We start from the raw sequence: 13,769 nt of genomic DNA on the forward strand, positions 1-13,769 counted from the left end.
ACAGTTTCACTTAACGCAAAACTGAACCAGTACAATTTTGCACCCGTGTATCTGCCGCGCTCATTGTAATGAGATCAACATGACCTTCCGCCTCCACTGGCAAAAGGAAGACGTCATGAATCACTTACAGGATGTTTCAGCAGTTACGGCTGATCGCACTCCCCGCTGCGGTCTCCTACGGCGGCTATTCAAAGGCTTCTGGCAAGGCCTGGAGCGCGCCAGGACAAGGCGCCTGCTGGCTCAACTCGATGGGCGGGATCTCGCCGATCTGGGTCTCAGCCACGCGGATCGACTGAACGAACTGGAAAAACCCTTCTGGCGCTAGCATTTTGCCCTCTGTGCGAAACCTCCCGCACAAGCCTAATATCCGGGCAGAACGTGGCGAATGCCGTGCGACTGGCGTCTGACTCCCCAGACACCAAGCCACCTCTCAATACGAAATTTCCAGAGGAGTTACACCATGTCCCGTCTTCGCCTGCTCAGCGCTGCCGCCCTGCTGGCCGTGGCTGCCAATGCCAGCGCCACCAGCTTCATTGTGACCACCGACGCCGTTGTTGGCGCACTGAAGTCCTCTTCGGACGCGACTTCCGACGTCAGCTCTTCGCTGCGTGACAACAAAGTCGTTATCGCTGCCCGTGACGATGCTGCCAGCTTCGTTGCCAGCGAAGGCCAGATTCGCGGCGTGAAACTTGAAAGTGCCCTGGATCTCATCCGCCATCAGGCACCGCAACTGAATGCGACCGACGCACAACTGGCACAAGCCATCCTGGCGATCTGATCCGACGTTGCTGGAAGGGACACGCCAGCCGTGTCCCGATGTTTCGCCGCTGGCTCTGGACCGGGCATTGCGCTAGCCTTGGGACTCGCTAACCGCTCCTGAGACCCATGCGTTTTTATCAAAATCTGCTTATCCCTTCTGTTCTGCTCACTGCCTGCTGGGCGACCTCGGTCGATGCCTTTGATGTCTCGACGCAAAACACCGTCGTCAGCGGTTACGCCACCAGCATGGTGTCTTCCGCGCCTTTCGACCGTAAACTAGTGTTCGCCGCCCACGACGATGCTGCGGCATTCGTTGCCAGTGACGGCCAATTGCGAGGCGCCCAGCTGGAATCCGCACTGCATTACCTGCGTAAATCCCGGCCAAAACTTCATGTAAGCGACCTTGAACTGGCACAGGCAATTCTCGTCCAATAGTTATTCTTGCCCCCTCCGGAGTCGTTCCATGCGTAGCCCGCTGATTGCTGCCGCCCTTGGCCTGCTGTTGTTGGCCGATATGGCCCAGGCGCACACCCTGGTAGCCACCAGTAACATCATCGTTCGTGCCTCCCAGCGCACCATCGATTTCACTTCCGACACCACCACGTCGATCCGCGATTCGAAAATCATCCGCGAAGCCCACGACGACGCCGCCAGCTTCGTTGCCAGCAACGGTGATATCCGTGGCGCGCACCTGGAAGCCGCCCTCAATACCTTGCGCACCCGCGTGCCGGAAGCCCGCGACGCCAGTGATCAGGTACTCGCCGAAGCCATCCTCGCATTGTGAAGTCTCTCAGCGCCTGGCTGCTGGCCGGGGCGCTGCTGCTGATCGGCAGCAACGCCCACGCCAGCCTGCAACTGCGGCTCAAGACCGAGGGTCTGAGCCCCGCCCAACAACAGGCCAGTCAGGCGCTGCTTGATGAAGCAATGCAGAAACTGCCGCCCAGCTTCATCGAACGCCTGGATCGACGCATCGATGTCGGCTGGACCGACGAGATGCCCGACAATGCCTACGGTGAGGCGGCTCTTGTTTCCGAGCTGGACCTGAACCGCAAACTGCTCGCCAGTCTCACCGACGGCAGCGCAGCCAAACAGAAGACAAGTCGCCCCCACGGCACTGTGCGGCAAGAATTGCTCGCTACGGTGCTGCACGAAATCACCCACATTTACGACCGCGCACGCCTGTGGCCAGCCGCCGAACGCACGCTGATCCAGCGCTGCACCCGCCGCAACAACAGCGCCGGGCTGGTTGGCCTGCCGGATGAGTGCCGGGGCCAGAACGACCGGCGCTTCACCCTCAGCGATGACCCGCGCCTGCTCGACCTCGCCGGTTGGCAGCAATATGTCGGCCGCCGTGGCGAACGTGAACAGCACAACCGGCAGATCGCCCGCAGCCCGGACCTGTACGAGATCTCCAGTCCGAAGGAGTTCGTCGCGGTCAACATGGAGTACTTCCTCCTCGACCCGAGCTACGCCTGCCGCCGCCCGGCGCTGTACCGCTATTACAAGGAACACTTCGGCTGGGCACCGCCGGAAAAAGACACCTGCGCCAAATCCTTCGCTTTCCTGAATGCCGGCAACGACTTTGCCAAACAGCCCCTGGGCCAGGTCGATCCGGAACGAGTCTACGCCATCGACTACCTGCTGGCCGAAGCGAACCAGAACTGGGTCAGCCGCTGGGGACACAGCATGTTGCGCCTGGTGATCTGCGCCCCGGACCGGCCGCGCGGGCCGGACTGCCGACTGGATCTGGACCAGCATCTGGTGCTGTCCTACCGCGCATTCGTCGGCGATGTGCAGTTGTCGAGCTGGGACGGACTGGTCGGCAAATACCCGTCGCGTCTGTTCGTCCTGCCGTTGGCCCAGGTGATCGACGAGTACACCAAGACCGAACTGCGCAGCCTCGCCTCGGTGCCGCTGAACCTGTCGCGCAGCGAGATCGAAGACGTGGTCGAACACGCCGCCGAAATGCACTGGAGCTACGACGGCAATTACTTCTTCCTGTCCAACAACTGCGCGGTGGAAAGCCTGAAGCTGCTGCGCAGCGGCAGCAACAATTCGCAGCTTGTCGGCCTCGACAGCATCATGCCCAACGGCCTGCTGGAAGTGCTCAAGGGCCGGGGCCTGGCGGATACCAGCGTCCTCGATAATCCCAAAGAGGCGTTGCGTCTGGGTTACCGTTTCGACTCGTTCCGCGATCGCTATCAGGCAATGTTCGAGGTGCTGAAGAAGCAATTGCCGATCAAGCAGACCAGCGTCGAGGAATGGCTGTCGCTGTCTGCCGAAGAACGGCGGCCATGGTTCGAACGCGCCGACCTGCGCACCAGCGCTGCATTGCTGCTGTTGGAACAGGCGAGTTTCCGTCGCCAGTTGCTGCTGGCCCAGGATGAGGTCAAGCAACGCTACCTCGGTGCCCGGGAGCTGGAAAACGGCGGCATGGATAAAGCCAACGCGACGTTGCAGCAAATCCTCGCCAACAGCGGTTTCCTCAGTCGCCCTGCAGAACTGCTCGACTCTCGCGGTTACGGCCTGCCGCAACCCAGCGAATTCAGCCGACTGGAAGCCGAAAGCAGCCAGCGCCAGAAACAGCTGTTGGTGCTGAGCGGTGATCTGGACAAGGAAGTACGCGCGCTGCTGGAACCGAAGCGCGCAGCGGAAATTGCCGCCAACGAGGCCAACGTGAAGCAGATCGGCGAACATTTGCGCAAACTGCACAAAGCCTCGGGCGGCCTGGAATTGCCCTGAAAATAACGGCCCTGAAAAACAAAAGACCGCAGCCTAAGCAAGGCTGCGGTCTTTTTTATTGCCTGCAAATCAGTACAGAACGCCATCCAGAATTTCGTAGACGATCCCGGTACCGACTGCGATCAACACGATATCGCCACCGGCCCGACGCCACTCATAGCCCGGATACACCGGCAAACGCCCCAAGGCCCGAGCATCCAGGCGCTCGCCGTAATAACCGTGAGGCAATGGCCGGCCGCGTTCCAGGCGAATACCCGGAGGTGGCGGTGCACCGCGAACGAAATAGCCATGGTTGTCACGGATCACCTGGCGCACAGGCCCGAAGTCACGTGGTGGCGGGCCGCCACGATGGCTGCTTTGCCAATCATGGTGATCGCCACCGCGATCGTCGTAATGGCCCTGCTGCGGGCCGCCGTGGTCGTGATCGTCGCGTGGGTCGGCGCTGGCCAGCAGCGGCGTCGCGCTGATCATCAGCACGCCCAGACTGGCAATCAGACGTTTCGGCATTTTCATGGGTTTTCCTCACTGCACTGACAGCAAAAAGGGATTCAGAACGGGTTCTGAATCCCTTGGTCTTGCTTGATTAGTCTGTGCCGCGAGGTGCTAATTCCTCTGTATCAGGAACTTTACCTTCAGCTGACGCGAGCCTTACGCACGCCTTCGGACAGCGCCGAGCACAGGCTCAGCACGCCATCGATGGCCTGAGCCGGCGTGGCCGCATTGGCGATGTGATCGATCAGTGCCGAGCCCACCACCACGCCATCGGCCAGACGCGCGATGGACGCAGCTTGCTCCGGCGTGCGGATACCGAAACCGATGCTGATCGGCAGGTCGGTATGACGACGCAGGCGCGCCACGGCTTCCTCGACGTGTTCCAGAGTCGCCGCACCGGCACCGGTCACACCGGCGACCGACACGTAGTAAACGAAGCCGGAGCTGCCGTTCAGTACTTTCGGCAAACGTGCGTCATCGGTGGTTGGCGTGGTCAGGCGGATGAAGTCGATGCCGGCAGCCTGGGCCGGGTCGCACAGCTCCGAGTTGTGCTCCGGTGGCATGTCGACCACGATCAGACCATCAACGCCGGCCTCTTTGGCTTCGGCGATGAAACGCTCGACGCCGAACTTGTGGATCGGGTTGAAGTAACCCATCAGCACCAGCGGCGTGTCGCTGTTGTCCTTGCGGAACTCGCGAACCATTTGCAGGGTTTTGATCAGATTCTGCTTGGCGCCCAAGGCACGGATGTTCGCCAGCTGAATCGCCGGGCCGTCGGCCATCGGGTCGGTGAACGGCATGCCCAGTTCAATCACGTCGGCACCGGCTTTCGGCAGACCTTTGAGGATCGCCAGCGAGGTGTCGTAATCCGGATCGCCGGCAGTGACGAAGGTCACCAGGGCGGCGCGGTTCTGTTCCTTGAGTTCGGCAAAGCGGGTTTGCAGGCGGCTCATCAGTGTTTCTCCTGCTGCGATTGTTCCATGTGGTGCATGACGGTCTGCATGTCTTTGTCACCGCGGCCGGACAGGTTGACCACCATCAGGTGATCCTTCGGCAACTTCGGTGCACGTTTGAATACTTCGGCCAAGGCATGGGCGCTTTCCAGTGCCGGGATGATGCCTTCGAGGCGGCAGCACTGGTGGAATGCAGCGAGGGCTTCGTCGTCGGTCACCGAGGTGTACTGGACACGGCCGATGTCATGTAACCAGGCGTGTTCAGGACCGATGCCCGGGTAGTCGAGGCCGGCGGAAATCGAGTGGGCGTCGATGATCTGGCCATCGTCGTCCTGCAGCAGGAAGGTACGGTTGCCGTGCAACACGCCCGGTACGCCGCCGTTGAGGCTGGCCGCGTGCTTGCCGGTTTCGATGCCATAACCGGCGGCTTCGACGCCGATGATTTCCACGCCCTTGTCGTCAAGGAACGGGTGAAACAGGCCCATGGCATTGGAACCGCCACCGATGCATGCCACTAGGCTGTCCGGCAGACGACCTTCCTGGGCTTGCAACTGATCGCGGGTTTCCTTGCCGATCACGGCCTGGAAGTCGCGAACCATTGCAGGGTAAGGGTGCGGACCGGCCACGGTGCCGATCAGATAGAAAGTGCTGTCGACGTTGGTCACCCAGTCACGCAGCGCTTCGTTCATCGCGTCCTTCAGGGTGCCGGTGCCGGCGACCACCGGGATCACTTCGGCGCCCAGCAGTTTCATGCGGAACACGTTGGCCTGCTGACGCTCGATGTCAGTGGTGCCCATGTAGATCACGCAATCCAGGCCGAAACGCGCGGCTACGGTGGCGGTGGCCACGCCGTGCATGCCGGCGCCGGTCTCGGCGATGATGCGTTTCTTGCCCATGCGCCGCGCCAGCAGGATCTGGCCGATGCAGTTGTTGATCTTGTGCGCGCCGGTGTGGTTCAGCTCTTCGCGCTTGAGGTAGATCTTGGCGCCACCGCAGAACTCGGTCAGGCGCTCGGCGAAGTACAGTGGGCTTGGACGTCCGACGTAGTCGCGCTGGAAGTAGGCCAGTTCTTCTTTGAACGCCGGATCTTCCTTGGCCGCTTCGTATTCGCGGGCCAGATCGAGGATCAACGGCATCAGGGTTTCGGCAACGTAACGGCCGCCGAACGAGCCAAACAGGCCGTTGGCGTCAGGGCCGTTACGCAGATCGGAGGTGTTCGAAGTCTGGGTCATGGTTCGCTCCAGCGGATTTCACGAGAAGACAATGGCGTTCACTCTACCCCTCACCTTCCAGGCTGAAAACCGATAAGATCGCCACAACCTGTCAGGAAAACTCACAGATATCATGAGCCATGACCTTCCGCCGCTGAACGCCCTGCGCGCCTTCGAAGCCACCGCCCGCCTGAACAGCGTCAGCCAGGCCGCCGAGCAGTTGCACGTCACCCACGGCGCGGTCAGCCGTCAGCTCAAGGTGCTTGAAGAGCACCTTGGCGTCAGCCTGTTCGTCAAGGACGGTCGCGGCTTGAAACTCACAGATGCCGGTATCCGTCTGCGCGATGCCAGCGGCGAGGCGTTCGACCGCTTGCGCAGCGTCTGCGCCGAGCTGACCCAAAGAACCGCCGACGCTCCCTTCGTGCTCGGCTGCTCCGGCAGCCTGCTGGCGCGCTGGTTCATTCCACGACTGGGAAGGCTGAATGCCGATCTGCCGGACTTGCGTCTGCACTTGTCCGCCGGTGAAGGTGATCTCGATCCGCGCCGACCGGGACTGGATGCGCTGCTGCTGTTCGCCGAGCCGCCATGGCCGGCGGACATGCAAGTCTATGAGTTGGCCAGCGAACGCATCGGGCCGGTCATGAGCCCATTGTTCGGCGGCTATCAACAACTGCAATCCGCACCGCCCGCTGCCTTGCTCGGCGAGCCCTTGTTGCACACGACCTCTCGCCCGCAAGCTTGGCCGAGCTGGGCACAGCAAAACGGCCTTGACGCCAAGGCGTTGAAGCTGGGGCAAGGTTTCGAACATTTGTATTACTTGCTGGAAGCGGCCGTCGCCGGGTTGGGCGTGGCAATCGCGCCGGAACCGCTGGTGACCGAAGACTTGAAGGCCGGGCGCCTGGTCGCGCCATGGGGTTTTTGCGAAACCCCGGCGCAACTGGCGTTGTGGCTACCCAAACGCGCCGCCGACGGGCGCGCCCGGCAATTGGCGCAGTGGCTCAGGAACGAGCTGCGCCAGGCGGATCACTCGCCGCGCTTGAACAGCAAGTAAGCGGCCAGCAGACCCAGCGCACCGACCGCCACACCGGCGGTCGTCCACGGATGTTCCTGTGCGTAATCGCGGGTGGCGATCCCGGTCTCGCGGGTTTTGACTTTGACTTCTTCGTAGGCATCGCTGAGCAGGCTGCGCGAATGTTTCAGCGCGCTTTCGGCGTTGCCCTTGAGCGCCTTGAGGGTCTTGCGCGACTCGTCCGAAGCGTCGTCTTTCAGGCTTTCCAACGACTTGAGCAGACTCTCGATCTCCGCTTCCATGCTTTGCAACGAGGCTTTGCGTAACGAGGTGTTGGCCATGGTGGCTCTCCTGCATTGGTGATGAGTGGCGTGTGTTGTTTGGGACTTCACCGGTTCTGGAAAGTGCAGAAAATCTGAACTCCGGTTTCTCCCGGCGACCGAAATCAACAGCGCAAATCGCTGCTAGGCTCAATTCCACACGTCAAGGAGATCGCCATGAGTGACCATCACACCTACAAGAAAGTCGAGCTGGTCGGTTCGTCCACCAGCAGCATCGAGGACGCCATCAACAACGCGCTGGCCGAGGCCAACAAGAGCATCAAGCATCTGGAATGGTTTGAAGTGGTCGATACTCGCGGCCACATCAAGGACGGCAAGGCTGCCCACTTTCAAGTGACCCTGAAAGTCGGGTTCCGGATTGCCAGCAGCTGAGTTTGGGCTACGCTTCTGAACTTGCGCGCTGGCCGAATGCCATAGGAATGGCAAAGCGCTACAGGGTGGACGCATCGAGTGAACTCGATGCCCGCCTCTTTTAATCCGACCAGGGAGTGCGACCGATGAAGAAGTTCATATTGGCAGTAGGTTTGTTGAGCCTTGCGGGTGGTGCGTTTGCTGCCGGCAAGCCTTGCGAAGAAGTGAAAGCCGAGATCGCGGCAAAACTGGACGCGAAACACGTCTCCGGTTATTCGCTGGAAATCGTCGATAAAGGTGCAGCAGCGGGCGGCAAGGTCGTCGGCAAGTGCGAGGGCGGCACCAAGGAAATCGTCTACAAACGCGGTTGATCGCGCCTGAAATGCAAAAGCCGACGCAATGCGTCGGCTTTTTTGTACCCGGCTATCTTTGTGCAGAACTATAAGACCTCAGCCCTTCATCACCTGTGCCAGCAATTCATAGGAATGCAGGCGATCGGCGTGTTCGTACAGATCGCAGGTAAAAATCAGCTCATCAGCCTGGGTCTGTTCGACCAGCACTTCCAGTTTCGCGCGAATTTTCTGCGGGCTGCCGACCATCGCCAGACCGAGGAAATCGCCCACCGCCTCACGTTCGTGTGGCAGCCACAGGCCGTCCATGGTTTTCACCGGCGGACGCTGCACCAGACTTTGCCCACGCATCAGCGCGAGAATTCGCTGGTACACCGAGGTCGCCAGGTAGTCGGCCTGTTCGTCGGTGTCGGCCGCCACAAGCGGTACGCCGAGCATCACGTACGGCTTGTCGAGCACCGCCGATGGCTTGAAGTGATTGCGGTAGACGCGGATCGCCTCGTGCATGAAGCGCGGTGCGAAATGCGAGGCAAAGGCGTAGGGCAAGCCGCGCTCGCCGGCCAATTGCGCACTGAACAGACTGGAGCCGAGCAGCCAGATCGGCACATTGGTGCCAGTGCCTGGCATCGCGATCACCCGCTGATCCGGCGTTCGCGGGCCGAGGAAGCGCACCAGCTCGGCCACGTCTTCCGGGAAATCGTCGGCGCTGCCGGAGCGCTCGCGGCGCAGGGCGCGGGCGGTCATCTGATCGGAACCTGGCGCACGGCCCAGGCCGAGGTCGATCCGCCCCGGATACAGGCTTTCAAGGGTGCCGAACTGCTCGGCAATCACCAGCGGCGCGTGGTTGGGCAGCATCACGCCACCAGAACCGACACGAATGGTCGAGGTGCCGCCGGCCAGATAACCCAGCAACACCGAAGTCGCGGAACTGGCGATGCCATCCATGTTGTGGTGCTCGGCAACCCAGAACCGGGTGTAGCCGAACTTCTCGACATGCTGCGCCAGATCCAGCGAATTACGCAGCGACTGGGCCGGGCTGCCGTTCTCGCGCACCGGCACCAGATCGAGGGTGGAAAACTTTACGTCGGACAGTTGCTTCATGAACCTGCATCTCCGATTGAGGGCGCCGGGTTTGTTCCTGACGAACGCAAACCTGCCCAATTCATAAGCGTGTTCTCTGCAATAAGGGCATATACCCGAGTTTCAATAGCCGATCTGAAATTTCCTACTAAAAAAGTCAACGATTCAGCCGGGCTGAACTTTGTTCCGGCGTCTATCCTCAGAAGCCTTGCAGGCAAAAACCACGACGGCGCGGCGTTTCGCGCCCGAATTGAAGGAGGCACACATGGCTATCGTGAAGAAGGCATCCGCACACTGGGAAGGTGACCTGAAAACCGGCATCGGCTCGATCTCCACCGAAACCGGCGTCCTGCGGGAAGCGCCGTACGGCTTCAAGGCCCGCTTCGAGGGCGGCAAGGGCACCAACCCGGAAGAACTGATCGGCGCGGCCCATGCCGGCTGTTTCTCCATGGCGTTCTCGATGATCCTCGGCGATGCCGGGCTGAAGGCCGAAAGTATCGACACCCAGGCCGAAGTCACCCTCGATCAGGTTGACGGCGGTTTCGCGATCACTGCAGTGAAGCTGATTCTCAAGGCGAAGATTCCTGGCGCCACCCAGGCGCAGTTCGAAGAACTGAGCAACAAGGCCAAGGAAGGATGCCCGGTGTCGAAGGTATTGAATGCGAAGATCAGTCTGGATGCGTCGCTGGTCAGCTGATCGACTTGAGCAGAATCAGAACCCGCCAGGCAAAAATGTGGTCGAATAAATGACAGCAGCTTTCGCGCATCGTCGTGCGCACTGCTCCCAGGAGCTTCAACCATGAAACGTTTTGCTTTGGCGGTTATCTGTGGCGTGCTGGCAACTTCGGCCTTTGCGGCACCCAAAGATTGCGAAGAACTCAGGAAAGAGATCGAAATCAAGATTCAGGCGAATGCCGTGCCCTCCTACACGCTGGAGATAGTCTCCAAAGAGGAAGCCGAAAAGCACGACGTCGCCATGATCGTCGGCACTTGCGAGAACGGCACCAAGGCCATCATCTACCAGAAGAACGACAGCTGATTCACGCTAGATGGCGCAGTAGGTGTCGCGATCCTCGGCGACGATTTCCCGCTTGGCGTTATACAGCCGGGCACTGGGCGTAAACATCAGGGAGCGACCCTCCAGCACGTAGCGCTGACCCGCTTCGAAATGGTCGAAGCGGATGGTCAGGTAGCACAGGCGCTCCACAGGGTCGTTCAACATGCCAGCTCCTCCACCAGGTGCCTCGAAATCGAAACGCACCAGCAACTCATGGCTGCCGGGCGTTACCTGGAAAAAACGTCCGTCAGTCAGGCGCTGCTTGTCGAGACGTTCGGCCATCAGCAGTTTTCCGCCCGGGGTCGGCGTCGAGAACTCGACCCAGGCCATGTTGGGGTCGACCGGGGGCATCGGCGTCTGACAACCGGCGAGCACACCGGCAACCAGCAACAGCATTGACTTGCGCATGATGAATGTCCGTGGATTCGGACATCCAGCATAACGCCGATCAGGTGCGCTGACAGCCTGCCGGTTTGCCCTGGCCGACTACATTTTTCTGCTGGTCATAGAGCTTGGCCCACGGCCGAAAACCGATGTAGCCAGCCTGGAGCTGATAGCGCTGGCCGGCGTTGAAGTCCGTGAATTTCAGGCTCAACTGGCAATCGCGCCACAGGGGCTCGGCGTCCGGGCCGATGTTGGTCGCTTCCACCGGAAACTGGTAGCGCACCTTCAGTTCATGGCTGCCGGGTTGTACCTCGAAGTAACGCTTGTCGACAGCGGCCTTTCTGTCGACTTCCAGCGCTTGCAGCGCCGTGTCCTGTTGCCGGGCGTCCAGATCGATCCAGGCTTGCGTGGGGTCAGGCGAAGGCATTCCGAATCCGGCACAACCGGCCAGCGTCAGCAGGCCTCCCGTCAGTATCAAGATGCGCATGGCGAAGCTCCAATGGGCGGGATAGTCTTGCGATCAGACTTTCCAGGGATGTTCTTATTGTGATCAGGCCGTTTCCAAGCCTTGGGTTACTTGATCGCGTTTTGCGGGTTTTGTTTCCGGGTGTGTTGTTTTTGTTGCTCAACGGTTGTTCCAGCGTCAGCTATTACAGCCAGCTGGCCAGCGGTCAGCTGCAATTGCTGCGGGCGCGGGAGCCGGTGGCCAAGGTGATTGCCGACCCGAACCGCGACGCAACGCTGCGCGCCCACCTGGCCCAATCGCAAAAGGCCCGGGATTTCGCCAGCCAACACCTGCACCTGCCGGATAACCAGAGTTATCGCCTGTACGCCGACATCCACCGGCCGTACGTGGTGTGGAACGTGTTCGCCACCCCGGAGTTTTCCCTGAGCCCGCAGAATCATTGCTTCCCGATTGCCGGGTGCGTGGCCTATCGCGGTTACTACAGCCAGAGTGCGGCGCGGGGTGAGGCGGCGATTCAGCGTCTGCAAGGCATGGACGTGTCGATTGGCGGCGTCGAGGCCTATTCGACCCTGGGCTGGTTCAACGACCCGATCCTCAATTCAATGATGGGCTGGGGCGACGAACGCTTGGCCACGCTGATCTTCCATGAGCTGGGTCACCAACGTTTCTATGTGAAGGACGACACCGAGTTCAACGAGTCCTATGCCACGTTTGTCGAGCAGGAAGGCACCCGCCAGTGGCGGGCGTTTCGTGGCTTGCCGCCAGAGAACGATGCCCAGCTCAAACGCCGCGATCAGTTCATTCAACTGATCCTCGATACCCGTACCCGGCTGGAAAAGCTGTACACCCAGTCGATGCCCGTCGAACAGATGCGTGAACGCAAAGCTGCCGAGTTCGAACGGTTTCGCCGGGACTATCGGGAGATGCGCGACGGCCAGTGGGCGGGGGACAAGCGTTATGACGCCTGGGTCAATGCGCCGCTGAACAATGCGCGATTGTTGCCGTTCGGCCTGTATGACCAGTGGGTGCCGGCGTTTGCTGCCCTGTTCAGGCAGGTCGGTGGGGATTGGCCGAGGTTCTATGCGCAGGTGGAGAAACTGGGTGAGTTGCCGGTGGCTGAGCGCAAAGCCGCGCTGAAAGCGTTGGTAGATTCGAAAGTCTGAGTGGCTGAAAGGACCTCTTCGCGAGCAAGCCCGCTCCCACATTGGTTTTGTGTTGAACACAGACCCAATGTGGGAGCGGGCTTGCTCGCGAAGGCTATCTGATCAGCGCTGCAAAAACGCCTGATGCAACTCAGCCAGGGTTTCAAAATGATAAGCCGGCGCCTCGGCGCTCAGCTCTTCATGACTACCGAAGCCATAACCCACGGCTGCCGCATCCAGACCGTTGCTGCGAGCGCCGATCAGATCGTGCTTGCGGTCACCGATCATCAGCGTGCTGGCCGGATCCAGCCCTTCCTCCGCGATCAGGTGGGCAATCAGCTCGACCTTGTTGGTGCGGGTACCGTCCAGTTCGCTGCCGTAGATCACCTTGAAGTGTTTGGCGAAATCGAAGTGCCGGGCGATTTCCCGGGCGAACACCCAGGGCTTCGACGTCGCGATGTACAGCTGCCGGCCCTGGCCTTTCAGGGTTTCCAGCAACGGCGTGACGCCTTCGAACACCCGGTTCTCGTACAGGCCGGTGACCTTGAAGCGCTCGCGATAGAAATTCACCGCCTCCCAGGCCTTGGCTTCATCGAAACCATAAAACTGCATGAACGCCTGCAACAGCGGCGGGCCGATGAAGTGTTCCAGTTTGGTCAGGTCCGGCTCATCGATGCCGAGTTTGGCCAAGGCGAACTGGATGGAGCGGGTAATGCCCTCACGCGGATCGGTCAGGGTGCCATCAAGGTCGAACAGTACGGTCTGGTAATGCATGAAAAATCCCGGGCAGTAGAGAGAAAAGTCAGAGCTGGTCGTAGCCTTCGGCCAGATGCAGGTCCTTGAGCTTCACGTAATTCGCCGCGCTGTAGGTGAAAAAGGCGTTTTCCTTGTCAGTCAGCGGGCGAATCTGTTTCACCGGGCTGCCCACGTACAGGAACCCGCTTTCCAGGCGCTTGCCCGGCGGTACCAGGCTGCCGGCGCCGATGATCACGTCGTCCTCGACCACCGCGCCGTCCATGACGATGCTGCCCATACCGATCAGCACGCGGCTGCCGACGGTGCAGCCATGCAGCATGACCTTGTGGGCGATGGTCACGTCATCGCCGATCAGCAGCGGGAAGCCGTCCGGGTTGAACGGGCCGGCGTGGGTGATGTGCAACACGCAGCCGTCCTGCACGCTGGTGCGCGCGCCGATGCGGATGCGGTGCATGTCGCCACGGATCACCGTCAGTGGCCACACGGAGCTGTCTTCGCCGATTTCGACGTCGCCGATCACCACCGCGGAGCCGTCGACAAAAGCGCCTTGGCTCAAGCGTGGGGTGTGATTCTGGTACTTGCGAAGGGACACGATTAGTTCTCTCTCTGTCGCCGATAGCTGCGGTGGGTGTCGATTGTAATTAAGATGGGCGCATGTTTCTTCCAGCCAAGGTGC

20 protein-coding genes are annotated in these 13,769 nt (G+C 60.6%); 11 read left to right on the forward strand and 9 right to left on the reverse strand.

The window, feature by feature from the left end; translation table 11 throughout:
• Window positions 1-115: 115 nt before the first annotated feature.
• The 5 genes from OQ248_RS09970 (at window position 116) to OQ248_RS09990 (ending at window position 3,501) form a co-directional block, all read left to right on the forward strand.
• The gene (locus OQ248_RS09970) at window positions 116-325 is read left to right on the forward strand and encodes a DUF1127 domain-containing protein (RefSeq protein WP_265815082.1); all 210 of its coding nucleotides are present in this window, start codon (window positions 116-118) and stop codon (window positions 323-325) included.
• Between the two features lie 135 nt (window positions 326-460).
• Window positions 461-778, forward strand: a complete 318-nt coding sequence (locus tag OQ248_RS09975; RefSeq protein ID WP_085713004.1) for a DUF2388 domain-containing protein — start codon at window positions 461-463, stop codon at window positions 776-778.
• Window positions 779-885: 107 nt separating this feature from the next.
• Window positions 886-1,194, forward strand: a complete 309-nt coding sequence (locus tag OQ248_RS09980) for a DUF2388 domain-containing protein (protein ID WP_265812746.1) — start codon at window positions 886-888, stop codon at window positions 1,192-1,194.
• A gap of 28 nt (window positions 1,195-1,222) precedes the next feature.
• Window positions 1,223-1,543, forward strand: a complete 321-nt coding sequence (locus tag OQ248_RS09985; protein ID WP_065260625.1) for a DUF2388 domain-containing protein — start codon at window positions 1,223-1,225, stop codon at window positions 1,541-1,543.
• Window positions 1,540-3,501, forward strand: coding sequence for a DUF4105 domain-containing protein (locus tag OQ248_RS09990; RefSeq protein ID WP_265812747.1), 1,962 nt, complete (start codon window positions 1,540-1,542; stop codon window positions 3,499-3,501). The genes OQ248_RS09985 and OQ248_RS09990 overlap by 4 nt, the downstream gene beginning before the upstream one ends.
• Before the next feature lie 69 nt (window positions 3,502-3,570).
• On the opposite strand, the gene OQ248_RS09995 is transcribed toward OQ248_RS09990, so the two are convergent.
• From OQ248_RS09995 to trpB, 3 genes are all read right to left on the reverse strand, one after another.
• Window positions 3,571-4,014: an anti-virulence regulator CigR family protein gene (locus OQ248_RS09995; protein WP_114880913.1), complete on the reverse strand. Its 444-nt coding sequence runs from the start codon at window positions 4,012-4,014 to the stop codon at window positions 3,571-3,573.
• Between the two features lie 119 nt (window positions 4,015-4,133).
• Window positions 4,134-4,946, reverse strand: coding sequence for a tryptophan synthase subunit alpha (gene trpA / locus OQ248_RS10000; RefSeq protein ID WP_265812748.1), 813 nt, complete (start codon window positions 4,944-4,946; stop codon window positions 4,134-4,136).
• Window positions 4,946-6,178, reverse strand: coding sequence for a tryptophan synthase subunit beta (trpB, locus tag OQ248_RS10005; protein ID WP_265812749.1), 1,233 nt, complete (start codon window positions 6,176-6,178; stop codon window positions 4,946-4,948). Before trpB ends, trpA begins: the two co-directional genes overlap by 1 nt.
• Window positions 6,179-6,290: 112 nt before the next feature.
• On the opposite strand from trpB, the gene OQ248_RS10010 reads away from it, so the two are divergent.
• Window positions 6,291-7,208 (forward strand): LysR family transcriptional regulator, encoded by a 918-nt coding sequence (locus OQ248_RS10010; RefSeq protein ID WP_265812750.1) that lies wholly within the window; start codon window positions 6,291-6,293, stop codon window positions 7,206-7,208.
• Here OQ248_RS10010 and OQ248_RS10015 read toward each other — a convergent pair.
• Window positions 7,181-7,507, reverse strand: coding sequence for a DUF883 family protein (locus OQ248_RS10015; RefSeq protein ID WP_007953918.1), 327 nt, complete (start codon window positions 7,505-7,507; stop codon window positions 7,181-7,183). The genes OQ248_RS10010 and OQ248_RS10015 overlap by 28 nt on opposite strands.
• A gap of 156 nt (window positions 7,508-7,663) precedes the next feature.
• On the opposite strand from OQ248_RS10015, the gene OQ248_RS10020 reads away from it, so the two are divergent.
• Both OQ248_RS10020 and OQ248_RS10025 read left to right on the forward strand, forming a co-directional pair.
• Window positions 7,664-7,879 carry a dodecin gene (locus OQ248_RS10020; RefSeq protein ID WP_003220389.1) on the forward strand — a complete coding sequence of 72 codons (216 nt, stop codon included), beginning with the start codon at window positions 7,664-7,666 and terminating at the stop codon, window positions 7,877-7,879.
• Between the two features lie 125 nt (window positions 7,880-8,004).
• Entirely contained in the window at window positions 8,005-8,229 is a 225-nt protein-coding gene (locus OQ248_RS10025) for a DUF1161 domain-containing protein (protein ID WP_085713011.1), read from the forward strand.
• A 78-nt stretch (window positions 8,230-8,307) separates the two neighbouring features.
• Here the strand turns inward: OQ248_RS10025 and OQ248_RS10030 are convergent, their stop codons facing one another.
• Window positions 8,308-9,309 (reverse strand): LLM class flavin-dependent oxidoreductase, encoded by a 1,002-nt coding sequence (locus tag OQ248_RS10030; protein WP_134828656.1) that lies wholly within the window; start codon window positions 9,307-9,309, stop codon window positions 8,308-8,310.
• Window positions 9,310-9,553: 244 nt separating this feature from the next.
• Here OQ248_RS10030 and OQ248_RS10035 point away from each other — a divergent pair, with 244 nt between their 5' ends.
• Window positions 9,554-9,985, forward strand: coding sequence for an OsmC family protein (locus OQ248_RS10035; protein WP_065260634.1), 432 nt, complete (start codon window positions 9,554-9,556; stop codon window positions 9,983-9,985).
• 102 nt (window positions 9,986-10,087) lie between these two features.
• A complete protein-coding gene (locus tag OQ248_RS10040; RefSeq protein WP_085713012.1) occupies window positions 10,088-10,327 on the forward strand; it encodes a DUF1161 domain-containing protein in 240 nt (79 codons plus the stop codon).
• Window positions 10,328-10,333: 6 nt separating this feature from the next.
• Here the strand turns inward: OQ248_RS10040 and OQ248_RS10045 are convergent, their stop codons facing one another.
• Both OQ248_RS10045 and OQ248_RS10050 read right to left on the reverse strand, forming a co-directional pair.
• Complete coding sequence (locus OQ248_RS10045) at window positions 10,334-10,753, reverse strand: hypothetical protein (protein WP_085713013.1); 420 nt, start codon at window positions 10,751-10,753, stop codon at window positions 10,334-10,336.
• 40 nt (window positions 10,754-10,793) lie between these two features.
• On the reverse strand, window positions 10,794-11,216 hold the full coding sequence (locus OQ248_RS10050) for a hypothetical protein (protein WP_085733829.1): 423 nt from the start codon (window positions 11,214-11,216) through the stop codon (window positions 10,794-10,796).
• Window positions 11,217-11,275: 59 nt separating this feature from the next.
• Here OQ248_RS10050 and OQ248_RS10055 point away from each other — a divergent pair, with 59 nt between their 5' ends.
• Window positions 11,276-12,358 carry an aminopeptidase gene (locus OQ248_RS10055; protein WP_265812751.1) on the forward strand — a complete coding sequence of 361 codons (1,083 nt, stop codon included), beginning with the start codon at window positions 11,276-11,278 and terminating at the stop codon, window positions 12,356-12,358.
• Window positions 12,359-12,460: 102 nt separating this feature from the next.
• Here the strand turns inward: OQ248_RS10055 and OQ248_RS10060 are convergent, their stop codons facing one another.
• Window positions 12,461-13,111, reverse strand: a complete 651-nt coding sequence (locus OQ248_RS10060; RefSeq protein WP_265812752.1) for an HAD family hydrolase — start codon at window positions 13,109-13,111, stop codon at window positions 12,461-12,463.
• 28 nt (window positions 13,112-13,139) lie between these two features.
• Window positions 13,140-13,685, reverse strand: coding sequence for a gamma carbonic anhydrase family protein (locus tag OQ248_RS10065; RefSeq protein ID WP_007953951.1), 546 nt, complete (start codon window positions 13,683-13,685; stop codon window positions 13,140-13,142).
• Window positions 13,686-13,769: the final 84 nt, after the last annotated feature.

The organism is Pseudomonas sp. COW5 (assembly GCF_026240005.1).
GTDB classification, from domain to species: domain Bacteria; phylum Pseudomonadota; class Gammaproteobacteria; order Pseudomonadales; family Pseudomonadaceae; genus Aquipseudomonas; species Aquipseudomonas kribbensis.